This is a genomic window from Oceanobacillus limi (assembly GCF_900111445.1).
In the GTDB taxonomy this organism is placed as follows: domain Bacteria; phylum Bacillota; class Bacilli; order Bacillales; family Amphibacillaceae; genus Ornithinibacillus; species Ornithinibacillus limi.
In genome coordinates, this window is sequence record NZ_FOHE01000020.1 from 18,117 (window position 1) to 40,056 (window position 21,940).

General features: G+C 36.7%; 32 protein-coding genes. 17 read left to right on the forward strand and 15 right to left on the reverse strand.

All coding sequences use genetic code 11. The features are described from left to right. Positions 1-32: 32 nt before the first annotated feature. Positions 33-485 (forward strand): Hsp20/alpha crystallin family protein, encoded by a 453-nt coding sequence (locus BMX40_RS16340; RefSeq protein ID WP_090871914.1) that lies wholly within the window; start codon positions 33-35, stop codon positions 483-485. 61 nt (positions 486-546) lie between these two features. On the opposite strand, the gene BMX40_RS16345 is transcribed toward BMX40_RS16340, so the two are convergent. From BMX40_RS16345 to BMX40_RS16355, 3 genes are all read right to left on the reverse strand, one after another. Beyond that, positions 547-999 carry a GNAT family N-acetyltransferase gene (locus BMX40_RS16345; RefSeq protein WP_244513628.1) on the reverse strand — a complete coding sequence of 151 codons (453 nt, stop codon included), beginning with the start codon at positions 997-999 and terminating at the stop codon, positions 547-549. Between the two features lie 21 nt (positions 1,000-1,020). Then, positions 1,021-1,734, reverse strand: coding sequence for a class I SAM-dependent methyltransferase (locus BMX40_RS16350; protein ID WP_090871918.1), 714 nt, complete (start codon positions 1,732-1,734; stop codon positions 1,021-1,023). 67 nt (positions 1,735-1,801) lie between these two features. Further along, positions 1,802-2,026: a YppG family protein gene (locus tag BMX40_RS16355; RefSeq protein WP_090871920.1), complete on the reverse strand. Its 225-nt coding sequence runs from the start codon at positions 2,024-2,026 to the stop codon at positions 1,802-1,804. Positions 2,027-2,210: 184 nt separating this feature from the next. Between BMX40_RS16355 and BMX40_RS16360 the strand changes: the two genes are divergently transcribed. From BMX40_RS16360 to BMX40_RS16370, 3 genes are all read left to right on the forward strand, one after another. Then, entirely contained in the window at positions 2,211-2,993 is a 783-nt protein-coding gene (locus BMX40_RS16360; RefSeq protein WP_090871922.1) for a DUF2268 domain-containing putative Zn-dependent protease, read from the forward strand. A 158-nt stretch (positions 2,994-3,151) separates the two neighbouring features. Further along, entirely contained in the window at positions 3,152-3,262 is a 111-nt protein-coding gene (locus tag BMX40_RS16365; RefSeq protein WP_090871924.1) for a YjcZ family sporulation protein, read from the forward strand. Between the two features lie 36 nt (positions 3,263-3,298). After that, a complete protein-coding gene (locus tag BMX40_RS16370; RefSeq protein WP_090871926.1) occupies positions 3,299-3,442 on the forward strand; it encodes a YjcZ family sporulation protein in 144 nt (47 codons plus the stop codon). 146 nt (positions 3,443-3,588) lie between these two features. On the opposite strand, the gene BMX40_RS16375 is transcribed toward BMX40_RS16370, so the two are convergent. Continuing rightward, positions 3,589-3,855, reverse strand: a complete 267-nt coding sequence (locus BMX40_RS16375; protein ID WP_090871928.1) for a hypothetical protein — start codon at positions 3,853-3,855, stop codon at positions 3,589-3,591. A 200-nt stretch (positions 3,856-4,055) separates the two neighbouring features. On the opposite strand from BMX40_RS16375, the gene BMX40_RS16380 reads away from it, so the two are divergent. Together BMX40_RS16380 and BMX40_RS16385 are read left to right on the forward strand one after the other, a co-directional pair. After that, positions 4,056-4,166 carry a YjcZ family sporulation protein gene (locus BMX40_RS16380; protein WP_090871930.1) on the forward strand — a complete coding sequence of 37 codons (111 nt, stop codon included), beginning with the start codon at positions 4,056-4,058 and terminating at the stop codon, positions 4,164-4,166. A 58-nt stretch (positions 4,167-4,224) separates the two neighbouring features. Beyond that, positions 4,225-4,359 carry a YjcZ family sporulation protein gene (locus tag BMX40_RS16385; RefSeq protein WP_090871932.1) on the forward strand — a complete coding sequence of 45 codons (135 nt, stop codon included), beginning with the start codon at positions 4,225-4,227 and terminating at the stop codon, positions 4,357-4,359. A 110-nt stretch (positions 4,360-4,469) separates the two neighbouring features. Here BMX40_RS16385 and BMX40_RS16390 read toward each other — a convergent pair whose 3' ends face one another. The 3 genes from BMX40_RS16390 to BMX40_RS16400 form a co-directional block, all read right to left on the reverse strand. Continuing rightward, positions 4,470-6,425, reverse strand: a complete 1,956-nt coding sequence (locus BMX40_RS16390; RefSeq protein ID WP_090871934.1) for a GTP-binding protein — start codon at positions 6,423-6,425, stop codon at positions 4,470-4,472. 133 nt (positions 6,426-6,558) lie between these two features. After that, positions 6,559-7,233: a DUF3889 domain-containing protein gene (locus BMX40_RS16395; RefSeq protein WP_244513630.1), complete on the reverse strand. Its 675-nt coding sequence runs from the start codon at positions 7,231-7,233 to the stop codon at positions 6,559-6,561. Between the two features lie 90 nt (positions 7,234-7,323). Further along, positions 7,324-7,953, reverse strand: coding sequence for a transporter (locus BMX40_RS16400; protein WP_244513632.1), 630 nt, complete (start codon positions 7,951-7,953; stop codon positions 7,324-7,326). A gap of 124 nt (positions 7,954-8,077) precedes the next feature. Between BMX40_RS16400 and BMX40_RS16405 the strand changes: the two genes are divergently transcribed. The 6 genes from BMX40_RS16405 to BMX40_RS16430 all read left to right on the forward strand — a co-directional run bounded on the left by BMX40_RS16405 (position 8,078) and on the right by BMX40_RS16430 (position 12,633). Next, positions 8,078-8,947 carry a manganese catalase gene (locus tag BMX40_RS16405; RefSeq protein WP_090871936.1) on the forward strand — a complete coding sequence of 290 codons (870 nt, stop codon included), beginning with the start codon at positions 8,078-8,080 and terminating at the stop codon, positions 8,945-8,947. Positions 8,948-9,174: 227 nt separating this feature from the next. Next, complete coding sequence (locus BMX40_RS16410) at positions 9,175-9,873, forward strand: YetF domain-containing protein (protein WP_090871938.1); 699 nt, start codon at positions 9,175-9,177, stop codon at positions 9,871-9,873. Positions 9,874-10,162: 289 nt separating this feature from the next. Further along, on the forward strand, positions 10,163-10,438 hold the full coding sequence (locus BMX40_RS16415) for a YqhV family protein (RefSeq protein ID WP_090871940.1): 276 nt from the start codon (positions 10,163-10,165) through the stop codon (positions 10,436-10,438). Positions 10,439-10,591: 153 nt separating this feature from the next. Beyond that, positions 10,592-11,092: a DUF3231 family protein gene (locus BMX40_RS16420; protein ID WP_090871941.1), complete on the forward strand. Its 501-nt coding sequence runs from the start codon at positions 10,592-10,594 to the stop codon at positions 11,090-11,092. Between the two features lie 35 nt (positions 11,093-11,127). Then, positions 11,128-12,369: an MFS transporter gene (locus BMX40_RS16425; protein WP_090871943.1), complete on the forward strand. Its 1,242-nt coding sequence runs from the start codon at positions 11,128-11,130 to the stop codon at positions 12,367-12,369. A 57-nt stretch (positions 12,370-12,426) separates the two neighbouring features. Further along, positions 12,427-12,633 (forward strand): heavy-metal-associated domain-containing protein, encoded by a 207-nt coding sequence (locus BMX40_RS16430; RefSeq protein WP_090871945.1) that lies wholly within the window; start codon positions 12,427-12,429, stop codon positions 12,631-12,633. A gap of 49 nt (positions 12,634-12,682) precedes the next feature. On the opposite strand, the gene BMX40_RS16435 is transcribed toward BMX40_RS16430, so the two are convergent. The 5 genes from BMX40_RS16435 to BMX40_RS16455 form a co-directional block, all read right to left on the reverse strand. Next, on the reverse strand, positions 12,683-12,868 hold the full coding sequence (locus BMX40_RS16435; protein ID WP_090871947.1) for a type Z 30S ribosomal protein S14: 186 nt from the start codon (positions 12,866-12,868) through the stop codon (positions 12,683-12,685). Between the two features lie 83 nt (positions 12,869-12,951). After that, positions 12,952-13,566, reverse strand: coding sequence for a YitT family protein (locus BMX40_RS16440; RefSeq protein WP_090871949.1), 615 nt, complete (start codon positions 13,564-13,566; stop codon positions 12,952-12,954). Positions 13,567-13,716: 150 nt separating this feature from the next. After that, positions 13,717-14,115, reverse strand: coding sequence for a VOC family protein (locus BMX40_RS16445; RefSeq protein WP_090871951.1), 399 nt, complete (start codon positions 14,113-14,115; stop codon positions 13,717-13,719). A gap of 179 nt (positions 14,116-14,294) precedes the next feature. Beyond that, complete coding sequence (locus BMX40_RS16450; protein ID WP_090871953.1) at positions 14,295-15,053, reverse strand: phosphosulfolactate synthase; 759 nt, start codon at positions 15,051-15,053, stop codon at positions 14,295-14,297. Next, positions 15,050-15,745, reverse strand: a complete 696-nt coding sequence (locus tag BMX40_RS16455; protein WP_090871955.1) for a 2-phosphosulfolactate phosphatase — start codon at positions 15,743-15,745, stop codon at positions 15,050-15,052. The genes BMX40_RS16450 and BMX40_RS16455 overlap by 4 nt, the downstream gene beginning before the upstream one ends. A 241-nt stretch (positions 15,746-15,986) precedes the next feature. Here BMX40_RS16455 and BMX40_RS16460 point away from each other — a divergent pair, with 241 nt between their 5' ends. Genes BMX40_RS16460 through cysC form a run of 4 tightly spaced genes read left to right on the forward strand, consistent with a single transcriptional unit; the run spans position 15,987 to position 19,559 of the window. Continuing rightward, positions 15,987-16,697: a phosphoadenylyl-sulfate reductase gene (locus BMX40_RS16460; RefSeq protein WP_090871957.1), complete on the forward strand. Its 711-nt coding sequence runs from the start codon at positions 15,987-15,989 to the stop codon at positions 16,695-16,697. Between the two features lie 19 nt (positions 16,698-16,716). After that, on the forward strand, positions 16,717-17,808 hold the full coding sequence (locus BMX40_RS16465) for a sulfate permease (protein ID WP_090872005.1): 1,092 nt from the start codon (positions 16,717-16,719) through the stop codon (positions 17,806-17,808). Between the two features lies 1 nt (position 17,809). Further along, positions 17,810-18,958 (forward strand): sulfate adenylyltransferase, encoded by a 1,149-nt coding sequence (gene sat / locus BMX40_RS16470; RefSeq protein ID WP_090871959.1) that lies wholly within the window; start codon positions 17,810-17,812, stop codon positions 18,956-18,958. A 4-nt stretch (positions 18,959-18,962) separates the two neighbouring features. After that, entirely contained in the window at positions 18,963-19,559 is a 597-nt protein-coding gene (gene cysC, locus BMX40_RS16475; protein WP_090872007.1) for an adenylyl-sulfate kinase, read from the forward strand. A gap of 55 nt (positions 19,560-19,614) precedes the next feature. Here cysC and BMX40_RS16480 read toward each other — a convergent pair whose 3' ends face one another. After that, the gene (locus BMX40_RS16480; RefSeq protein ID WP_090871961.1) at positions 19,615-19,845 is read right to left on the reverse strand and encodes a hypothetical protein; all 231 of its coding nucleotides are present in this window, start codon (positions 19,843-19,845) and stop codon (positions 19,615-19,617) included. 252 nt (positions 19,846-20,097) lie between these two features. Here BMX40_RS16480 and BMX40_RS20405 point away from each other — a divergent pair, with 252 nt between their 5' ends. Beyond that, positions 20,098-20,265 (forward strand): hypothetical protein, encoded by a 168-nt coding sequence (locus BMX40_RS20405; RefSeq protein WP_170840830.1) that lies wholly within the window; start codon positions 20,098-20,100, stop codon positions 20,263-20,265. A 66-nt stretch (positions 20,266-20,331) separates the two neighbouring features. On the opposite strand, the gene BMX40_RS16485 is transcribed toward BMX40_RS20405, so the two are convergent. After that, entirely contained in the window at positions 20,332-20,877 is a 546-nt protein-coding gene (locus tag BMX40_RS16485) for a GNAT family N-acetyltransferase (RefSeq protein ID WP_244513634.1), read from the reverse strand. 61 nt (positions 20,878-20,938) lie between these two features. Further along, positions 20,939-21,727, reverse strand: a complete 789-nt coding sequence (locus BMX40_RS16490; RefSeq protein WP_090871963.1) for a phosphotransferase family protein — start codon at positions 21,725-21,727, stop codon at positions 20,939-20,941. Positions 21,728-21,940 lie beyond the last annotated feature (213 nt).

Sequence of the window (21,940 nt, forward strand, 5' to 3'; positions counted from 1 at the left end):
ATTAGTGTAAATTTGGAAAAAGGGGTGAAATAATGGCTTCGAATAGAGACAAACTTCCAAACCGTTTCGATGTTGACATGACGCCACTTCATGATTTCATGCGGCAAATGGATAACTTTTTCAACCATTCCTTTAAACATATGAATTCCCATTTTAACCTTCGACCATTTTGGATAAATGTACGTGAAACAGAAAAAAAGGTGATTGTTGAGGCCGAGTTGCCCGGCTACAAACGAGACCAAATTGAATTGGAGATTATTGGGAATCAATTAAGGATAGGGGTAGAAGACAATGCGATTATCGAAGAGAAAAATAACGAAAATGCCTATTTGAACAAACAACAATCTTTCCAAAAAAGAGAACGTTTTGTCACCCTTCCATTTGAAATACCGAAACGGGAAACGAAAGCTACTTTTCGAGAAGGTATGCTAAAAATAACTATTCCAAAAAAACAATCCGAACGTAAATATATAGACATTAACTAGTCTTTAGGTTAAAAAGCCGGTTCATCCTTTGTACAAAGGATGAACCGGCTTTTTAACCTATTTAATCGTTCATTAAATTTTTTTCCATTAACGTTGATACATCATGAAATCCAAGTTTTTCATACAACTTTTTTGCCTTATTTCCTGCAAATACATTTAATTGTACTTTTCGTACTCCTTCTCTAGCTAAATAACGGAATGCTTCCCTCATTAGCTTTTCTGCGATTCCTTGCTTTCGGTACGTAGGAAACACGTAGATTTCTGGAATCGTTCCAACAGTTTCATCCGTATAAAAGTCATATATTGTTCCGACACCAATCCATCCGTGAATTATTTGATTGGTTTCAAAAACCAAATAATATCCGCCATCAGCCAAAATAGGCGTCATTATTTGAGAAGCCTTTTCGATACTTGGTTGCACAAAACCCATACTGGAATCCTTGAGTACAACAAGTGCTTGGTCCAGTATATATTGGGTCTCCTTGAAAGTAGCCTTTCTAATAGACACACTCATCCCCTCCCCTATTCATATCTGCTAGCCCTTACACCTGAATATTCGATACCCTAATACATCCTGATACATTTTGGTTAATTTCTCATGTTCCTTTAAAATATCAAAATACATTACATCGGTATTATCAGATAACTGAAATTCCGGTGCATTGTCTGGGTCAGAAGGATCAAACGAGGGGATAACGGTCGTTATTTCTCTATCATAAAATCCATTTTCCACGAGCAAGGAATCCCATTCTTCAACGGTTCTTATTTTGGATAGCTCATAAAAATCTTTCATTGGCTGTAAATCCTCTTCGGGTATTTTTTGTTCCAATACCATCTCAATTCCTAGCAAAATTCCTTCTGATTTTAGAACACGTTTTATTTCAGGAATTGCTAATGAAGCATTAGTAAATGAAATGACTGATTCAGATAAAACAACATCAAACATAGACGCTTCGAAAGGGAGTTTTTCAACATTACCGCGCACTAGATTAATAGGTAGTTTCTCCTCTAAAAAGCGTTTTTTTGCCTTTTTCACCATTATTTCATGAATATCTATTGCCGTTATTTGACATCCATAACATTTGGAAATAAATGCTGATGTTCTTCCAGTACCACAACCGACCTCCAAAACCTTTGTCTCTTCTCGAATGGCTTCTGCATCCAATAGATTTTTAGTCAATGGATGCCCACCTGGGTGGGCTCCACCAACACCTAATTCCGCTAAACAATTCAGATACGTGTAATCCATAAAATTCCCGCCTTATCAATGAATACACTATTTTATGAAAGTAGTTACAAAATGTTCCTTTTGCTTTTTATCGCTTGAAAAATTGGGAAATTAAAGGACTAACCTGACCATATAGGCTATTTATTTGCTGAGCAGTTTTAGTAACTTTTTCTAGATCCATGTTACCATCATTATCTTGAAAGAAAGACATGATATTCGGACGATTCGGTTGTTGTTGACCCAAAATCGGAGGTCTGCGAGGTGGCATTGGCGGATATGGTGGCATCGGACGTCCTGGTCTACCTGGAAACATATATCACACCTCCCCAAAATAAATATATAATATTCTATTCAACTGAGAACAAATTGAAAAGGGTCTTCGTCCTATGTGTCATATATTTCTTTTATTAATCGCACACCACCTATGTTCCGTTCATATCGTATTAGAACACAAATTAAATATATTTAGAGAAAAAGAATCTACATGAGGTGTTGTTATGACTGTTATTCATACAGACAAGTGGTTACTGGAGTTGTATGATGAGCCAATTGAAATATGTGGAAAAATAGAGAAGTTCTTCGATGGTGTAGCCGCTCTTGATATTTTTCAATACTTAACGATGAATGGGATGTATCGACAACCAGATAAAGAAAGAGAAAAGGTTGTACAAGAACTACACCGATTAAATGTTTGGGAATTCGTCAAACAAGAAGAGCGAAACTTAATGAAGCTGTGGAACGGACCAAACGTCCCGATTTTTATTTTGCCTGCCGATACAAGAAATCGCCAAATGAATGTAGAATATAATGGGAAATCAGGACTAGCTTTTGATGACAAATTATTCTTATTTATAAGCGGAGAAAACACAAAAAACGAAATCCGTGCTTTGTTCACACATGAATACAATCATGTATGTCGCTTAACGAAAAATAAGAAAAAAGAAAAAGACTATGTCTTATTAGATTCCGTGATTTTAGAGGGGTTAGCAGAAAATGCTGTTCGTGAACAATTTAGTAAGAAGTATACTGCAGCTTGGACCTTATACTATACGGAGGAAGAATTAGTTACCATGTGGGAAAGAATCATTTTACCGAATAAGGATCTCCCTAAATTGCATCGTAAACATCCAGAATATTTATTTGGGCTAAAATTCCAACCTAAAATGGTCGGTTATTGCGTTGGCTATTACTTAGTATCCAAATTTATGTTAGAAAACAATTTGACGTCAAAAGAAATTCTACATCTTTCTAGTGAAAGAATAGCTCAGGTTAATAAATAATTAGCAAAAATCTACGAATCTAATATTTATCAGTTGTATTAAATATAGATATTAAAAATAAAATTAAGCCCAAATTGCTTGAATCTAGGATACTATCCCTATCGCAAATCCCCAACAAACATACATTAATAACAAATGGTTATGGAGGTGTTGCATTAATGAGTGGCGCTGGAGCTGGATATGGCTATGGTGGAGGCTTCGCCTTGATTGTAGTTTTATTCATACTATTAATCATTATAGGAGCAGCTTACGGTGGGTATGGATATTAATTGTTTTTATGATTAATCTAAGTTAGGAGGGATTCTATGTCATTCGGTTATGGTGGATATGGCTACGGTTATGGTGCACAAGGAGCAGGTGCTGGTTATGGATACGGCGCTGGTGGAGGTTTTGCTCTAATCGTTGTACTATTTATTCTGCTAATCATTGTTGGAGCAGCTTGGCTTTAATATGCTGAAAAAATAGCCACTCCTCATATGAGAAGTGGCTATTTTTCTAGTTCATATTGTACAAGCTAGGTTATAAAAAACATCCCATACAATTAATTGCATGAGATGCTTTTCGCGTTGATCTATCCATTTCATTTTATTTATACCTACCAGAAAAACCATGGAAGTAGTGCTAGTGTTCCAATAGCACCTAGTGCAATTCCAATTCCAAGTCCTCCCCCTCCAAAGCCTGGGCCATAAAAACCATATCCAAAACCACCTAGGTTTCTACCACCACCCATTGGCTGTATATAAACTTTACGTTGGTTTACATGTTGAATAATACCTCTGTGGACTCTTCCATCTTTTGTACGAATTTCTACACCCTTCCCTTTATGACGATTACATAGATCGTAATAATGAGCTACTGACATTCCTTCACCTCCCATTTTCCATGAGCTATATGGCATTATATGTTTAAAGACTACTTCCTGTAAGGGATAGATGCATTAGGGTAATCGTGGAAGAAGTTAATAGGGAGATGCCTATTTTGGGGAATCTGGGACACTATCCCAGATCAAACTGGGGAAACTGTCATATAGTATTAACAAATGACACATGGAGGTGTTATTGAATGAGTGAAGCTGTTGCTGGAGCTGGTTATGGCTATGGCGGAGGTTTCGCGTTAATTGTAGTGCTGTTCATTCTTTTAATAATTGTCGGAACAGCTTACGTTGGTTATTAATGAAAATTATTTATTAACCCAAAAGTAAAAGCACAAATTTTAAGGAGGTTTTTCTGTTATGTCATTCGGATATGGTCATCATTGTGGATATGGTTATGCGGCTCCTACTGGAGGATTTGGATACGGTGGTGGATTTGCACTAATCGTAGTATTGTTTATCCTATTAATCATTGTTGGCGCTGCGTGGCTATAAGTTAAATTAAACGACCAAAGCAAGCGAAATAATTCGCTCGCTCCTAAATATGTTATTTACTCGTGATCTCACATCAAAGAATAGAGACTGGCATAACCAGTCTCTATTCTTTATTTTAAACAATGCATATAATTTTCTGCTTGATCCCAGGGTACAGTGAAACCTTGTCCTTTCGCACAGAATATAGAATTAGACGAATATTGCGGATCTGAACCTTTTTGATAGCCAATTCGTTGTATCACTTCCGCTTCATTATGACAACGACCATACCCACCAAAACGTAAACTTATAACTCCTTTTCCATGCGTAGAAGAAGCTAATTCAGCTTGGTAGTTCATAAATGTTGCAACTGGAACTTTACCAACTATTATTGCTTTCTCTTCTTCAGTTTTAGGTGTCTCAAAAAATCCATTTGCCTGCTGGATATCAGTTAGCACTTTACCCATATCATCCAAGTCGACTTTGATCTTAAAATCGTAATAAGGTTCTAATAATATATTTTCAGCTTTTTCTAGACCCTGACGTAAAGCGCGGTAGGTTGCCTCACGAAAATCACCACCCGAAGTATGCTTAGGGTGTGCACGCCCAGTCAATAATGTAATTTTCACATCAGTTAAAGCTGAACCTGTAAGTAACCCGTTATGGTTACGTTCAAATAAATGCCGTCGCACTAGATTTTGAGTCCCAATTGACATGTCATTTGCATGGCAATTGTTCGCAAACAATACTCCACTATTCCTTGGTGCAGGTTCAAGCCTCAAATGCACCTCAGCATGATGTCTTAACGGTTCAAAATGTCCATAGCCTTCCACCGAAGTAGTTAGGCTTTCTTTGTAAAGGATCTCAGGTTGTTGGAAGGTAACATCATAGTTAAACCTTTTTTTAACAATCTGCTTCAACACCTCTAATTGGATAACTCCCATCACATGAATATGAATCTCTTGAAAATACTCATCCCATATCACTTGTAAGGAAGGATCTTCTGCATCTAATCGTTGAAAACAATCAATCATTTCCTTGGTGGATATCGATGGATCAAAAACGACTTTTGTTCGTAAAGTAGGCACCATTTCAAAATTTGCTTTCTTTTTAGTTTCTCCAATGCTATCCCCTATCTCGGCTTTCGTGATCCCAAGAACTGCAAAAAGATCCCCAGCTGTTACTTCATCTACATTCACATGATTTACGCCATTATATACTCTTACATGTGTTATTTTTTCTGTTACTTGATTAGCTTCACCACCATAACTCACCTCATCGCGAACACGCAAGGAACCTCTGAAAGCTTTTATAAAAGTAACTCGATTTCCATTTGTATCATGACGTATTTTATATACCTGGCCAGCAAATTTCTCCTTTGAACTATAGGAAGTATCGGATAGATGATCAACGATATCTAGAAATTCCCTAACCCCTTCATCTTTCAAGGCCGAACCACGAAAGCATGGGAAGATCCGATTTCTCTTTATCAATTTTTTCAAAGCGTGATACCATTTTTCTGGTTCATAGCCTGTTTCCATATAAGTATCCAATAGCTGTTCATCTCGCTCAGCAATAAACTCTACTAACATCTCATTCATATTTTCTTTTCGAAAATCACTTGTAAGCTCCACCGCATTATCAGATAAATTGGAACGTATCTCAGACATCACCCTATTAATGTCAGCACCTTCGCGATCTGTTTTATTTAGAAAGAAAAACGTTGGCACATTATGTTGCTGCAAAAGTTGCCAAATTGTTTCTGTGTGGCCTTCAACACCTTCCACAGCACTTAGGATGACAATCGCATAGTCCATTACCTGTATAGCACGCTCCATTTCCGGTGAAAAATCTACATGGCCTGGAGTATCTAGTAAATAATAAGTAGAACCTTGATAGGTGAATATCGCTTGATCGGCGAAAATAGTTATCCCCCTTTGTTTTTCAATCTCATGACTATCCAAAAAGATATCTTTATGATCAACTCTTCCACGGTTATGTATTGTTTTCGTATGATAAAGCAGTTGCTCCGAAAATGTCGTTTTTCCAGCATCCACATGTGCTAAGACTCCGATTGTTTTTTTCATTTGCTCACCCTCTAAATATCTCTTAAGCTATTATAACAAATACGTTCATTCACTGCCTTATTTAATCCATTTAGTGATGCCTGGCAGTATATAAAAAAATCCCCAACCATGCAGGTTGAAGGATTTTAAAAGATTAGGCTGACTGCTCCATTTCCGATATATCAAACGAAATTACTCGATTCGTTTGTGGATTATATACTACATTTCCTCTTACTTTCAATTGACCTTGAGGTGATTGTAACGTAAACTCGTATGTTTCCTTCGTCTTAGTTGATGAAATCTCTGTTGTATCAACAGCATTATAATCTGTTATATTTTGATTTGGGTATGCAGTTTGAACGACCTCTAGTAAATACTTCCCCCATTTTTCCTCTTCTAGTTCTGGGTCAGGAATAATCTCTACATTAATGACTCCAACACTTGGGTTTGCGCCTAACGCCTCGAACGCCTTTCGGTGAAGGTTAATTTGATTTGCACTAAATTCAGGGACTGTATCAACAACCGTTACAATAATTTCTCTACCTGGTAGGGAAGTATTTCTAATTTTTAAGGACTGACCACATTGATACGGTGCATTTACTCCGACTGCTGCGGTCATAAATTCATTTTCAGACCACGGAATTCCACACTTAGTGTTCGGCCCACCTTCTGTCCATGTCGCTCGTCCGTTTATAGGTTGTTGTCGATGCCAAGCAAAATGGCTAATTCCTCCATAAGGATAGAAATATAAATTTGGAGATGGAAAGGCCATATAAAACGGATTGAAATAATAAGGACTTACTTGTTGGTATGAATAATTTGGATACATAATTTTCCTCCTATCTAAAGCATAACCTTTAGTAAGATATGCACCTACATGGTTGACCCGTGACGGAAGCAATTCCATTCTTATAAACCATTAACTAACTCGTTTCGATTGTTCCGCCCCCTTAATCTTTTCGTAAATCAGTTCTAGTTTTGTAAAGCCCCACTGTAATGCTACACCTTGTATAACGATTCCTACGATAGAAGTTATCGTCAGTAACCAAATCGATATATCATGATTAATTGTAAAGATCTCGTGTCCAAAGAATAACATATGACCTAAAATGACGTAGATTGCATTAAAGTAGCTAATTATTGACTCCTCTAAATTCAAAATGATTGCTGCCTCCAATAAGAAAAGACCTAGAAGTACCAGCACCACAATTGAAATAGATTGTATCTTCATTTTATTTACATACGGCAATATATAGTATTTTGCTATTGTCTTGATTCGAAAAAAGTAAAATAAACGAACAACCCTGGCAATCTGGAAAAACTGATCAAACGGAATAATAGCTAATAATAGAAAAGGGTTTTTCTTAATAAACACCAACTTTTCTGTTGAGAACAAAAATCGCAACAAAAAATCAACAAAAAAAATAAACCAAACCAACCAATTTACCATTGAATTATACGTGTTTTCTGTCCACAACGTAATGATCGTAAGCATGACAAGAAGAACCATCATGCTTTCATACGTAATTTTAATTAATTTTTGCAACATAATTCCCCTCTTTGATTCTCATTACCTATTTATTATAGAGGAAATTGATAAGTTGTGGTATAGGGTTAGCAATAAAGTGCACCATAATCTTAAATTAAATTTGATTGAAGAGAGGTTCTTAACAATGTTTAAACATATTAAGGAATTACAATACAATGCGAAGCCAACAAAACCGGACCCAGTATATGCAAAAAAGCTCCAAGAGATACTTGGTGGTCAATTTGGTGAAATAACCGTAATGATGCAATATCTTTTCCAGGGTTGGAATTGTAGAGGCGAACAGAAATATCGAGACATGTTACTTGATATAGGAACAGAAGAAATTGCACATGTAGAAATGCTTGCCACAATGATCGCTCAATTATTGGATGGTGCTCCTGCAAAAGAACAAGATGCGATCGTTGATCAAAACCCTGCAGTAGAAGCTGTTTTAGGTGGTATGAATCCACAGCATGTTATTGTATCAGGATTAGGTGCGAAAGCTTCTGACAGCGTCGGTTACCCATGGACATCCCGTTACACCATAGCTAGTGGAAATCTCCTAGCAGATTTTCGAGCAAATCTGAATGCTGAATCACAAGGAAGATTACAGGCCGTGCGATTATACGAATCCACTACAGACCCTGGTGTAAGGGACATGCTGTCTTTTCTAATTGCAAGAGATACCATGCATCAAAACCAATTTATGGCTGCCATTGAAGAACTCGAACAAAATCAAAAGCCAATTGTTCCGAGCACTTTCCCTCAAGAATTAGAAAAACAAGAAGTCTCCTATTCTTTTATGAATTTTTCGGAGGGAGAAGAAAGTGCACAAGGGAGATGGGCAACCGGACAAAGCATGGATAAACAAGCCAATTTTGAATATATTGCAAACCCGGAAGCAATGGGACAAGTTCCCAATTTAAATCAAGCACCTGCATATATTCACGATACACCGATACCAGGTCAAACTAGCCCAAAAGCTGATTCCGCATCCCATACTCAGAATAATTAATCAAACTAAGAAACTTTTAGTTCAGGATAAACCGAATGAGTGAGACTCATTCGGTTTTCTTTTGAGGTCACATCTCCTCTTAAGCCTCCTTTCATCCTCTCGTTTTAGTTAGGTGTTTATATGCCTTAACCTTTTACTTAAACTGTTATTACCAAATACTAGAAAAAAGGAATAGTTGGGAGCCTGTAGCAAATACTACTTAAAAAACAGAAAGCAGGTATATACTAATGGAAATAACAGAGCTTCTTACCCGTGCCATTCTTTCTTTTATCGTGTTGTTTATTCTGGCCCGAATAATGGGAAGAAAAGAAATTAGCCAAATGACCTTTTTTAATTTTGTGTCAGCAATTGCTATTGGGTCGATTGCTGCAACTCTTGTTACCAATGAGAATTTTGGAATAACTAATGGAATAATTGCTCTAAGTGCTTGGGCTGTATTTACGATTGCTATGGGTATAATTGACATTAAATTTAAAAAGGCTCGTAAAGTGACAACTGGTGAACCGATTATTGTTATTAAAAATGGAAAAGTGATGGAAAACTCGCTTCGAAAAACTCGATTAGACATGGATTCACTCACCTCTTTATTAAGAAAAAACAAGGTTTTCTCACTAACTGATGTTGATTACGCAATTTTCGAAACAAGTGGTAACCTGTCTGTTAAGTTAAAAGAAAACAAATTACCACTAACAAGGGAGGATATGAATATTCTGAACTCCACCGCAAAAATTTACCCAACCGCTACGGAAGTCATATCTGATGGCATCATTAACACCAATAACCTAAAAAGACTTAATTTAGATGAAAATTGGATTGAACAACAGCTCCAGCTAGCAGGAATAAATTCTCTATCTGAGGTTTTTTATGCAGAGGTGCAACCGGATGGATCATTGTATATTGACAACAAAGATGATTTTGTGCAATAAAGTGAAGCTTCAATCCATGGGTATTTTATTCATTCCCGCTTATTGTTAGATGAACGAAATGGATATTCGACTTTTAGTTTATCCCTCTTTGGTTTTACTGTAGGTTTGGAGTGGAGATCTTACGAGACACAGGACGTGCTAGTGCCTACAATTCGACAGGACGCCGCGTTTGATGTCGTCCTATCAGTTAAATGCGGATAAATTTGGAAATTATTTATTTTTCGTCCTTAGGTGTACAAGTAGTGCATATAAATGGTGAAGGAAAGAGGTACACTAGGAGGAGAATAATATGTTTTTTTTATTGGAGAAAGCAGTGCTAGGAATGGCATCCCTTCGTTTATTATCTGGATTCATCGAAATTTTCGCTGCATTTTTAATGATCCGCTTCAATGATGTAGAGAAAGCATTAATTGTAAACAGCTCCCTGGCCTTCATCGGTCCATTGGTTTTACTATTAACTACAACCATTGGTCTATTTGGAATAGCTGATCAATTATCTCTTAAAAAATTCTTTTGGATTTTTCTTGGTGTAGGGTGCATTATTTATGGCGTAAAGGGAAATTAAATGAATGTTACATACTTCCGATCCACTGCTGAATGCAGTGGATGTTTTTATTTGGCTGATCCTTACAAACTTTTACAACTATTAACTCGAAGATATTATATTTTTTCTTTGTTTAGGTAAACTATAAACACGCTTTATTAAGGGGGTGAAATATTGGGAGTTCTAAGTGGAAAATCCGAAGAAGAACCTTTGCATTCAGGTGAAGTTTATCATCTTTGGTCCTATTTATTTAACGCAAAAGGGTATCTAGTTACAACGCAGGTTTTGATAAATCACACTGGCGACAACGATTTAAAAGCATTTTTAGAGGAACTGTTAGAAAGTGTCTTTACACAGGAAGCCCAACAGGTTGAAGCTTTGTTAAAAGAGACTGGAATCCGTCTGCCACCAGCACCACCAGATCGTCCAAATGTGGAGGTACAGGACATTCCTGCAGGAGCAAGATTTAATGATGCTGAAATAGCTATTTTAATCCAAAAGGAATTAATTTCTACCAAAGTTCAATGTAGCTATATTATGGGGATAGCAAATCGTGAAGACATCCGTGAGATGTTTGGCGATTTTCATACACAAAAAGAAGAAAATGAGGTTAAACTCTTACAAATAACAAAGGACAAAGGCTGGATTGTACCACCGCCAATAAATGTAAAATAAAAGACAGCATTCTTGAAAAGGCAAGGAGTAGAAAAATGGTGAAATCCAAAAATAAAGGAATGGTAATTGCTGCAATAGGTTCCATTCCTCTTATTATGACCCTCGGCAATTCTATGTTAATACCGATATTTCCAGATATGAAATCATCCTTAAACATTTCCCAAATGCAAGTTAGTCTAACCATAACCGTATTTTCAATTGCTGGAGCTATCTTCATTCCAATTGTTGGTTATTTGTCAGACCGATATTCAAGAAAGATTATCATTATCCCTTCTTTAATCCTATTTGGATTAGGTGGGTTATTAGCAGGGATCGCTGCAGCTCTTTTTTCGAAAGCTTATATTTGGGTACTAATCGGCAGAACATTGCAAGGGATAGGTGCCGCTGGTACTGCACCAGTAGCAATGGCCTTAACAGGAGATTTATTTAAAGGTGGAGAACAAAGTCGTGTCCTTGGAATTTTTGAGGCATCCAACGGCCTTGGTAAAGTGCTCTCCCCGATTATTGGTGCCTTACTTGGTCTGATTATATGGCATTCGGTTTTCTTTGCTTTTCCAGCAATAACCCTCATTTCATTATTACTCGTTCTATTCTTTGTGAAAGAAAAAAGTAATCGTCAAGCACCGCCACCCTTCCGTAAGTATGTACGAGGTCTTTTCAGTGTATTTAAACATGAAGGTAGATGGTTATTCACGACATACTTAGCTGGAGGAACCTGTTTATTTACACTTTTTGGTATTTTGTTTTTTCTTTCAGACAAGCTAGAAACAAAATATGAGATTGATGGTGTATTGAAAGGTTTAATTCTCGCAATACCTTTACTGGTTATGGTTACGACCTCCTATATTACTGGCAGTAAAATTGGGAAGAACTTTGAGAAAATGAAAAAGCTACAACTAATTGGGTTTGGTCTGATGACACTCTCGTATGGTACCCTTGTGTTTTTAGAGAAGATAATCCCTTTTTTGGCTGTTCTTGCATTGAGTAGTATCGGTGCTGGATTGATACTGCCTTGTGTAAACAGCTTAATTACTGGAGCAGTAGGAAAAGAACGAAGAGGGTTTGTGACCTCCTTATATGGGTCTGTTCGCTTTCTTGGAGTTGCACTTGGTCCACCAATATTCTCCCGGTTAATGGAGTGGTCACGCCCAGGATTATTTATATCGATTTCCATTTTCACATTTCTTGTTGGACTGCTTGTCTTACTCTTACTACATGTAAAAGGGAAAGATGGTAAGAAAAATACAAAAACAAAATTTCGTTATAAGTATGTTTAAAGTTGTAAAAGCTGTTTTGATGAAGTAATTAATTGCGATTTGAAAGGAGAAACCTCAATGGATGAAGTAACACTTTTTGTAAGGGAGGCAACCTCTGGAGGAAGCATTCAACATATTGAAGAAATATTAAACAATGTTGATGGAATAGAACGAGTTTTAGTGGATACGGACGATGGAGAGTTAAAAATTGAGTACAACAACAAACATGTTTCTAAAGAACGAATAGCAATTACCTTACAACAACATAACTACCATATTATGTAGGCATATGTAATAGTCGGGAAATCCCGACTACATATATAAAATGGCAAAATTACCAGCTTGCTTTCTTTAATCCTGGTACTTGTCCTTTATAAGCAAATTCACGAAGGCAGATTCGACATAGCTGAAACTTTTTCAAGACACTGTGTGGTCTGCCACAATGATTACAACGGCTATACGCACGGACATCATATTTTTGCGGTTTTTGTTGCTTCATAATCAAGGCTTTTCTTCCCATGTTTACAGCCTCCCTTAAATTTAGTTAAAATATAATTATACACTACTTTATAAAAGAATATCTTATGTAATTTATGGTAATCACTATGGTTTTTTTCTCCAACTAAGGCTGTAAGACCTAGGAATTTCAATTCGACAAATCATATCCACTACTGTCGTAGAAATCCATTGACTTATTAGAGCCAAAAATATAATTTCCCAACTTATTATTGCAGCTGTAATTAAAAATATCATGGAATTGATTATAAATAGTGGCTTACCTGGAAGAATATCTCGATAGTGAGAAATCATTACTGCAACGACACCTACACCACCATTCGATACATTATTTCGCATTAGAATACCAATACCAGTTCCTAAAAAAACGGAACCAATTAGGAGATCATAAAAAACATTTCGATTTGGTATGGAAAAGTGATTTTCAAAAAAGTCGATTGAGAATGAAGTCATTGTTATCCCAATAAACGTCCATAACGTAAATCGTTTACCAAGATATTTTACACCTATTAACATGAGTGAAAAGTTAACCAGCCATAATGCTGGTCCCATATTAATATGAAACCAGTAGTTTAGAAGCACTGCTATTCCTCCAGCACCGCCAGATGGAATTGATTGTGGAAATAAAAATAATCCCATCCCGAATCCCTGACAAATGCCTCCAAGCATAACTAGTCCATGTTTTTTCCAAAATGACCTCATAAGTTACTCCTTTACCATACCATTACTAAGCAGCTGTATGGACAGCCCCCTCCTTCCAACCATATTCCAATCCAAGTCAAATCATGCTAATTGTTTCATAAAAGAGGTGCCAGGCACTTGTCGAATTCGACAAGTGCCTGGCACCAAATTTTAATAAGCCATGCTGGAGTCGTGGTAATATTTAAATTCTAGTAGATTATTTGCGGGGTCAATGAGGAAAAATGTCATATGTTCTTCTTGTTTTCCTCGGAATCGAACCATTGGTTTTTGGAAGAATTTCAGTTCTTCCTTGGTAGCACTTTCCAAAGCTTGATCATACGCTTCTTTTTCTAAGAAAGTAATTCCAAAGTGTCGGGGATACATAGTTGGTTTTTCATCAATGTTTTCTGGACTTAAATGACAGACCACTTGATCACCAAAAAAATCAAATGTTACCCGATCATCATACCTCCTTGCTAATTTACACCCTAATTTTTCGTAAAACCAAACTGTTTCTTCCAAATCCTTACAAGGAATTGCTAAGTGAAAGATTTTATTTGTTTCTCGCATACGATGTTCCTCCTTTATAAAACTAATCGTCAATAAGTCGGGGTTTTCTTCATCTCAAGTTTACCTCCATGATTTCACCTCAGAGGTTTCATGTGGGGGCATACAAAGCTCAGCACGTGCTAGTGCCGACATGCGACGTTTATGACGGCCTACCACTACCAGTTGCATACGGGAAAGAATTAAAAGTGAAATGTATCGGAACGTAATCCAAGACGCAACGTTTCAACAGAGATCACATCTGAAAGAGCAATATTAGCCAAATTAACATTTGGCCCCAATTGTTCGATGAAAAACGATTGCATCTTCTTTGTAGGAGCTTCGAAGATTATCTGTTCAAATGGAATTCCAGATGCCTTTATTAAGTCAAAAATGTCCATACGGATCTCACCATTTTCCTGACATATCCCACTATTTCCACTTTCCCTAGCTTCTGTAATAACTTTATTCGCACCTGCTTCAATGTCTTCATGTATATTCTCAAGCCATTCTGTTGAATCTTGTTCTCGTGCCATCGATACATCTTTGTTGCCGACCTCACTAAAAACAGCAAAATCATTCGTAAAGTCTTTAATATAGGTCGCTTTTTCACGATTGGATAGAGCAATGGTTCCATTCGATATTTCTACGTAATTACACTCCATTCGCTTGCACAACAAATAATATTCCTCTACCCTATCCTGGCTAACAAATTTTTCAAATAATGTACCACCAAAAAAGAATTCGATATCCAAATCCTTTAAATGACTTATTTTTTTCTCTAAATTCCTTGTAACAAGCGAAGTTCCCCAGCCAAATTTCACAAAATCAATGTATTCATCGTTGCTTTCAATTGTATCTTTAAATAAATTTAAGGGAGCACCGTTATCGATTAGAATTGTTAATCCATTTTCCCGTGGTTTATTTTCCCTTGATGGTAGCTTTAAACTCGTTTCTATCATAATTGCACCCTCTCAATCTTCGGAATAGGACAGTTTTTATCTACCTTCATCACAAAACTCGAATAGAGCTCTTTGGTAGAGAACCGTATATCCTCTGGTAAGAATTCTTTATTCGAAGTTTCATAAAACTTTTTTGCCACTTGTGAATTCTTTATTCGTTCAACAACATGATTAACTGATGTAACTCTCGTTTTCCCCTCCAGTATATCTTTTATATATTCCGCACACGCATAGTCATCATCACCACTTGGATGAGAGGCAATAATGTGAACCTCCTCGTTATTCCCATCAAATAATCTCTTTCTTATAAACTCTGCCGTCTTTTTTGCGTTCGTAAATCCTGTTACAAATACATGGTCGGATGCCAAACAATTCAATGTAGCTTGAACCCCATTCGTCGTTTTTTGAACAAGAGTCTTATCTGTTAATTCGCATTGACTAATTTGATATGGTGAATTCCCGAGGTCAAACCCAGTAATTTCCACCCCATGTTCTTCACCAACTAGCAGAAGGTCAGGATTATCCTTCTTCATATGAAAGGCTTCTTCCTTGGTAGAAACCAGGTAAATTTGTTTTGCCCCCCGTAAAAAAGCGTAATGAGCTACTGTGAAAGCTCGTAAAACATCAATAACTATAGTAATAGCTGCTTTTTTATCCGTATGATTTTTTCCTTGGTAAATGCTTACTTTCATCCAAGTATCTCTCCCAACCTAACACATTCCTTTATTTATTTTGATGGAACCATATACACCAAGTATATTCGCCTAGAGATGATTGGTTACAGATTTTTCTAGCATCTATTTATGAATTTGGGCTCTTTCACTTTAACAATCGCCTATACGTTTGAATACATTGTTTTAAGACAAATACCTAACTAGAATTTCTAAAAATTAGAAATGCTTACTTGTCAATTTAGCGAAGCGGGGGATGGATATGAAGAAAAAACTAACCTACGAAAATTGGGATGATCAGGTACAAGATCAACTCAACCAAGAATTAAAGGACTTTATGGACGTGATCAAATGGGCCTACAACGTTTATGAAGACAAAATCGTATATTCTTGTAGCTTTGGAGCAGAAGGTATTGTCTTGATCGATTTAATCTCCAAAGTAAATCCGCGTGCAAAAATTATTTTCTTAGATACACACCTACACTTTAATGAAACATACAAACTGATTGAAAAAATAAAAAATAAATATCCCAAACTAAAAATTAAAATGGTAGAACCCTCTCTATCCTTACAGCAACAAGCAAAAGATCATGGGGAATCGCTATGGGAACGAAATCCCAATATGTGTTGCCATATTCGTAAAATAAAACCATTAGAAGAAGAGTTGTCCAAAGTCGATGCTTGGTTTTCCGGCTTAAGACGAGAACAATCCTTAGAGAGAAGTAAAACCGAGTATGTAAATAGGGATGACAAGTTTCAGCGTGTGAAAATATGTCCATTAATTCATTGGACATGGGAGGATATTTGGGACTATATCACGTTAAATAATCTTCCTTATAATGAACTACACGACCTTAACTATCCAAGCATTGGCTGTGCTATGTGTACCTTACCTGTTCCTGATGGAAAAGATAGTCGCTCTGGTAGGTGGGCAAATTTTAACAAAAACGAATGTGGATTGCATCAAGCATAAGTAAGGACTGTTTACTTTGATAACCATACTCTTATTTATCGTAGCTTTCTTTTTTGCGATTAATATTGGAGCCAGTGGAGCAGCTGCTTCGATGGGAATTGCATATGGATCAAATGCAATAAGAAACAAACGAATTGCGTTATTTTTATGTGGTATAGGTGTTTTTTTGGGTGCTGTTTTAGGTGGCGAGGAAGTAGTGAAAACGTTGGGGTCGGAAATTATTCCAGAAAATATCATCTCGTTACACATTGCCCTAATCATAATCAGTTCTGCATCCCTTTCCCTATTTATCGCAAACTTAAGTGGTATCCCTCTTTCCACGAGTGAGGTTACTGTTGGTGCAGTAGCTGGGGTCGGCATTGCTTTCCAAATTTTATATGTTAAAACCTTGCTTGTTATCGTTGCGTTTTGGATTATCGTACCAATTACATCCTTCCTACTTGCTTTCTTTGCCAATAAGATCATTCAATACCTTCAGAAGAAAATACTAAATCTAACGAAAGGAAAATGGTCTAAAATTCTTGCTATTGGTGTCATCATTACAGGTTTTTTTGAAGCTTTTTCTGCCGGTATGAATAATGTCGCCAATTCAGTCGGACCGCTTGTAGCAGCGGGGTTACTTAGTATGGAACAAGGAACCTTTTATGGCGGTATTTTTATCGCTCTAGGTGCGATTTTCCTTGGTGGAAAAGTTATCGAAACAAATGGAAAACGAATTACGAAGCTAAGTTTAATGCAGGGCGGAGCTGTTTCGGGAATTGGAGCTACACTGGTCATTATTGCTTCTATCTTTGGTATCCCTGTTCCACATACTCAAGTAACAACATGTAGTATTTTAGGAGTAGGTGCATCAGATTTAGGTAAAGCACTCTGGAAGAAAACCATCATTACCAAACTAGTAAAAACATGGGTTATTTCCCCTTTCTTTTCATTAGTTATTTCTTACAATCTCGTAAAAGTGATTATTCAATCAGATTTATCTGGGTTAATGCTATTTTTGCTATTTATGGCTACTGTATTTGCAATTGGCATATGGCAACCAAAGACTCTAACAAAGAGTCAACCATTATATAAAGAAAAAGCAATACCGAAGAAATTAGGAGGTAGTTAACATGATTAACCCCCACGGTGGGTCACTAGTTAATCAAATAGACATAAATTACAAGATTGATTACACAAAGGAGAATGTTGAGCTTGATTCTATTGCCTTAAGTGATTTGGAGTTATTAGCAAATGGCGCCTTTAGTCCATTAACAGGATTTATGGATGAGGAAAATTATCATGCTGTTGTTCAAAATATGCGTCTTAAATATGGGCTTCCTTGGAGTATTCCGATTACACTTCCTGTGGAAAATGAAAAAGCGCAAATGCTAAAACCTGGGGATACCGTAAACTTGGTTTATGATCACACTGTATATGGCGTACTAACTGTAACTGATATCTTTACACCAGACAAAATGGAAGAAGTTCAAAACGTCTATCAAACGACAGATAAAAATCATCCCGGTGTTAGAAAAGTAATAGAGCGACCTGACACATATGTTGGTGGTCCAATAACATTAATTAAATACCCTAAAAAAGATAGATTTCAAGATTATTATTTATCCCCTAAAGAAACACGGGAAAAATTTCAAAAGCTTGGTTGGAAAACTATTGTAGGTTTCCAAACTCGAAACCCTGTTCACCGTGCACATGAATATATTCAAAAAACAGCGCTTGAAACAGTTGATGGGTTATTACTTCATCCTTTAGTTGGTGAAACAAAAGCAGGAGACATCCCAAGTGAACTAAGAATGAAATGCTACCAAATCTTATTGGATAACTATTATCCTAAAGACCGTGTCAGCTTATCTGTTTTCCCAGCAGCAATGCGTTATGCTGGTCCGCGTGAAGCGGTGTTTCACGCAATTGTCCGTAAAAACTATGGTTGTACCCACTTTATTGTTGGGCGTGATCATGCAGGCGTAGGTGATTACTATGGTACCTATGATGCACAGCAAATCTTTGAGAATTTTGAAGAAGATGAAATTGGAATAACTATTCTTCGATTTGAGAACAGCTTCTATTGTACGAAATGTGAAAGCATGGGAACTGCTAAAACATGCCCCCATGCAGTTGAACACCATGTTGCCCTTTCAGGTACGAAAGTAAGAGCGATGTTACGTGAGGGAAAAATGCCTCCAAAACAATTTAGTAGACCAGAAGTAGCCGAAACATTAATCAAAGGTATGTCAAAACCATTAATGGAAGCGGGGCGATAATTTGATACAACAGAATATCATTTGGCATCCGACTGTAGTAACCAAAAAAGACCGACATCAATTAAATAATCATAAAAGCTGTGTATTATGGTTTACTGGATACTCCGGTTCAGGAAAGTCTACGTTAGCCAATGAATTAGACTGTCAGTTGTATGATTTAGGCGTTCAAAGCTATGTATTGGATGGAGATAATATTCGGCACGGTCTAAATAAAGAACTTGGTTTTAGTGCGGAAGATCGAATAGAAAATATCCGCCGAGTTGGTGAGGTAGCAAAACTATTTGTAGATAGTGGGCAAATCGTAATGACTGCATTTATATCCCCTTTTCAAAAAGATCGGGATCAAGTAAGAAAATTATTTGAAGAACACGAATTTATAGAGGTTTTCGTTGATTGCCCTTTTGAAATTTGTGAACGGAGAGACCCAAAAGGTCTATATCAGAAAGCAAGGAATGGTAAAATAAAAGACTTCACTGGTATAGACTCCCCTTATGAGAAACCTCTAAACCCTGAACTAACCATCCATACCGCACAAACCTCCGTTCAAAATGCAGCACGACAAATCATTAAACACCTCAGAAAAAAAGAAATCCTAACTTAGAAGGATTGGTGCCAGGCACTGTCGAAAATTCGACAAGTGCCTGGCACCTTATTGCTTATTGTTGTTGGTTTAGTTGTGTTTGACATTGGGTAACAAGTTGCTGGATCTGTTGTAATTGCTGCGCAGCATTTTGTTCACGTTGAGCTAATGGTTGCTGTGCCCCCATATTTGCTGCTCCCTGTTGCTGAGAGTTCTGTAACATAGAAGCATTTTGACGCTCGGTTTGTTCTAATTGCTGGGCAATTTGTGCAATTTGTTGTAGCGTTTGTTGAGCTTGATGTGTCATTTTATCACCTCTTTCACTTTGGACTCCATTGTATTTTGCCTTTAAAAGTTCGATTCATACGAGTTAAATTTTATGAGCGTATTTTTGTCGAATTTGATCATTTAACTGATATTTATAAGCATAACTTTGTCGAATTTGCGCTAAGTCGCGTTTATGAGCAAATCCACGATTTTTGATAAATATGTGAACTGTTGGGGAACGTAAAGATATAGATATTTATTTCACAACGAATTTTTAAGGAGGAACCGTTAAATGGATAGGAAGAAAAGAACAAACAATACAAACATTCGTGGTGTGGCTCCAGGTATAGATCCAGAAGATTCTTACGGAGAAGACGCTACAAAGGCCGAAATCGAACATGGAGAATCAACGAAAGTAACTCGTCTTACTTATGATGAGTATAATCCAAGCGACAAGTGATTCGCTAACCTTTTATTTTATTGCTATAAAATGAGCTTAATTTGAAGCTCATTTTTCTTTACAATCTTAATAAGAACGATTCTTATAATATATCAAGAAATCATTCCATCTGTTATTTTCATAAGAAAACTTCTCCCTTACACATTCAAATGTAAAACCAGCTTTTTCTGCTAGTCGAATAGAAGGAATATTATCAACGTTAATATGTAACTCAATACGATGAAAATTTAATCTATCGAAAAATAGTTTAGTTGCACCAGTAACACTCTCGGTTCCGTAACCATTTCGCCAATGCTGATTATGGATAGAATACCCCATCGTTGCCCAGTGATAATCCATTCGTAATAATGTTATTAATTCTACTTTCCCAACATTTACTCCGTCGCTTTTCCGAAACACTCCTAAAATGTACATTTCATCCTTTTGGGCTAATTTTTGAAACCCATTTATCCAATTCCGGTACCATGACTTTGTGAAACTTGATATATTAATAGGTCTGCCGTCATCATACTTATGTTGGGCTGGTAATCTACTTTTGAATTGTGAAAGCCAATTGTCATAATCATCCAATGTGTAGGGTCTAAGTACCAATCGTTCTGTTTGAAATTCCACATAATCTCTCCCATCTCTTTGATAAGTTTGTGAGTACCAAACATGCAATAGGAAGGAATACCTAAAAAAACTCATAAAGCCCTTGTTCAAAATATTCATATTCCCATTCATCAATAATCCGTTCCCCATAGCCTTGGAAAAATACGTTCTTATCTTCTTCGTTTTCAAATGCCTTTGGTTTGGGACGTATCGCTAAAGCAGCATCATATCTTGGGTCTCCGTAAGCTCCGCCACTCCAATCGATAATACCGACAACTTTCCCATCTCTGACCAATACATTATCAATGGTAAAATCCCCATGAATGAATGATTGTGGATAATCCTTTGGTTTAGTTTCCCTTAATTCATCTAATAACCTTTGATTTCCATCCACTTCATAATGATCCAAGTTAAATTGGGATTGTTCCAACATATCTTCCAGCCAGGACTTTTGTTTAATCAATTCTATCGGACAAGGGGTTTCGTGCAATTTCTTTAATATTTTTCCATATTGATAGATTAAATCTAAACGATCATTTTCAGTATGACTTTGTTGTAGTGCTTCCCCAAGAGATATTCCTTCGATATAGTTCATTACAATCCAACTTTGATCATTCTTTTCATCAACTATATGCTGATGTATTTTAGGCACTGGTAAAGCTGTTCCTGACAACAGTTGAAGTACCTCTGCTTCCTTTTCTAACCACTGACGGTAAAGCTTCTCTTTAGCCCGTTTTAAAACATATTTATTTCCATAAGCCTCAACAATACCTACGTCAGAAGTACAACCTTGTTTTGGAAATGAGATATTTGTAATCGAAAGCTTGTCTTTTATCTCAACTGGAATTTCATGCATCTCTATTGGATCCATCAGTAACACTCCTCACCCTTTGATTAATAGATTATCTCATAATTCTTGTATAAAATTCCAATAATTCAAAGATTACAAAAAAACAAAAGCGCAAAGGCCGACTTTAGGCGACCTCCCTTATTCCCGGAAGCCGATGCCCGATTTCACCACAAGGGTATAAGTGCGACTAAACCTCCTGCAGAGCCAGTAGATAAGTCTTCTTTATTGTACGGA

Excerpts from the sequence above, each read along its gene's own strand:
- BMX40_RS16340 (WP_090871914.1), top strand. The coding sequence starts at position 33 with ATGGCTTCGAATAGAGACAAACTTCCAAACCGTTTCGATGTTGACATG.
- BMX40_RS16345 (WP_244513628.1), bottom strand. The coding sequence starts at position 999 with ATGAGTGTGTCTATTAGAAAGGCTACTTTCAAGGAGACCCAATATATA.
- BMX40_RS16350 (WP_090871918.1), bottom strand. The coding sequence starts at position 1,734 with ATGGATTACACGTATCTGAATTGTTTAGCGGAATTAGGTGTTGGTGGA.
- BMX40_RS16355 (WP_090871920.1), bottom strand. The coding sequence starts at position 2,026 with ATGTTTCCAGGTAGACCAGGACGTCCGATGCCACCATATCCGCCAATG.
- BMX40_RS16360 (WP_090871922.1), top strand. The coding sequence starts at position 2,211 with ATGACTGTTATTCATACAGACAAGTGGTTACTGGAGTTGTATGATGAG.
- BMX40_RS16365 (WP_090871924.1), top strand. The coding sequence starts at position 3,152 with ATGAGTGGCGCTGGAGCTGGATATGGCTATGGTGGAGGCTTCGCCTTG.
- BMX40_RS16370 (WP_090871926.1), top strand. The coding sequence starts at position 3,299 with ATGTCATTCGGTTATGGTGGATATGGCTACGGTTATGGTGCACAAGGA.
- BMX40_RS16375 (WP_090871928.1), bottom strand. The coding sequence starts at position 3,855 with ATGTCAGTAGCTCATTATTACGATCTATGTAATCGTCATAAAGGGAAG.
- BMX40_RS16380 (WP_090871930.1), top strand. The coding sequence starts at position 4,056 with ATGAGTGAAGCTGTTGCTGGAGCTGGTTATGGCTATGGCGGAGGTTTC.
- BMX40_RS16385 (WP_090871932.1), top strand. The coding sequence starts at position 4,225 with ATGTCATTCGGATATGGTCATCATTGTGGATATGGTTATGCGGCTCCT.
- BMX40_RS16390 (WP_090871934.1), bottom strand. The coding sequence starts at position 6,425 with ATGAAAAAAACAATCGGAGTCTTAGCACATGTGGATGCTGGAAAAACG.
- BMX40_RS16395 (WP_244513630.1), bottom strand. The coding sequence starts at position 7,233 with ATGTATCCAAATTATTCATACCAACAAGTAAGTCCTTATTATTTCAAT.
- BMX40_RS16400 (WP_244513632.1), bottom strand. The coding sequence starts at position 7,953 with ATGTTGCAAAAATTAATTAAAATTACGTATGAAAGCATGATGGTTCTT.
- BMX40_RS16405 (WP_090871936.1), top strand. The coding sequence starts at position 8,078 with ATGTTTAAACATATTAAGGAATTACAATACAATGCGAAGCCAACAAAA.
- BMX40_RS16410 (WP_090871938.1), top strand. The coding sequence starts at position 9,175 with ATGGAAATAACAGAGCTTCTTACCCGTGCCATTCTTTCTTTTATCGTG.
- BMX40_RS16415 (WP_090871940.1), top strand. The coding sequence starts at position 10,163 with ATGTTTTTTTTATTGGAGAAAGCAGTGCTAGGAATGGCATCCCTTCGT.
- BMX40_RS16425 (WP_090871943.1), top strand. The coding sequence starts at position 11,128 with ATGGTGAAATCCAAAAATAAAGGAATGGTAATTGCTGCAATAGGTTCC.
- BMX40_RS16430 (WP_090871945.1), top strand. The coding sequence starts at position 12,427 with ATGGATGAAGTAACACTTTTTGTAAGGGAGGCAACCTCTGGAGGAAGC.
- BMX40_RS16435 (WP_090871947.1), bottom strand. The coding sequence starts at position 12,868 with ATGGGAAGAAAAGCCTTGATTATGAAGCAACAAAAACCGCAAAAATAT.
- BMX40_RS16440 (WP_090871949.1), bottom strand. The coding sequence starts at position 13,566 with ATGAGGTCATTTTGGAAAAAACATGGACTAGTTATGCTTGGAGGCATT.
- BMX40_RS16445 (WP_090871951.1), bottom strand. The coding sequence starts at position 14,115 with ATGCGAGAAACAAATAAAATCTTTCACTTAGCAATTCCTTGTAAGGAT.
- BMX40_RS16450 (WP_090871953.1), bottom strand. The coding sequence starts at position 15,053 with ATGATAGAAACGAGTTTAAAGCTACCATCAAGGGAAAATAAACCACGG.
- BMX40_RS16455 (WP_090871955.1), bottom strand. The coding sequence starts at position 15,745 with ATGAAAGTAAGCATTTACCAAGGAAAAAATCATACGGATAAAAAAGCA.
- BMX40_RS16460 (WP_090871957.1), top strand. The coding sequence starts at position 15,987 with ATGAAGAAAAAACTAACCTACGAAAATTGGGATGATCAGGTACAAGAT.
- sat (WP_090871959.1), top strand. The coding sequence starts at position 17,810 with ATGATTAACCCCCACGGTGGGTCACTAGTTAATCAAATAGACATAAAT.
- BMX40_RS16480 (WP_090871961.1), bottom strand. The coding sequence starts at position 19,845 with ATGACACATCAAGCTCAACAAACGCTACAACAAATTGCACAAATTGCC.
- BMX40_RS20405 (WP_170840830.1), top strand. The coding sequence starts at position 20,098 with ATGGATAGGAAGAAAAGAACAAACAATACAAACATTCGTGGTGTGGCT.
- BMX40_RS16490 (WP_090871963.1), bottom strand. The coding sequence starts at position 21,727 with ATGGATCCAATAGAGATGCATGAAATTCCAGTTGAGATAAAAGACAAG.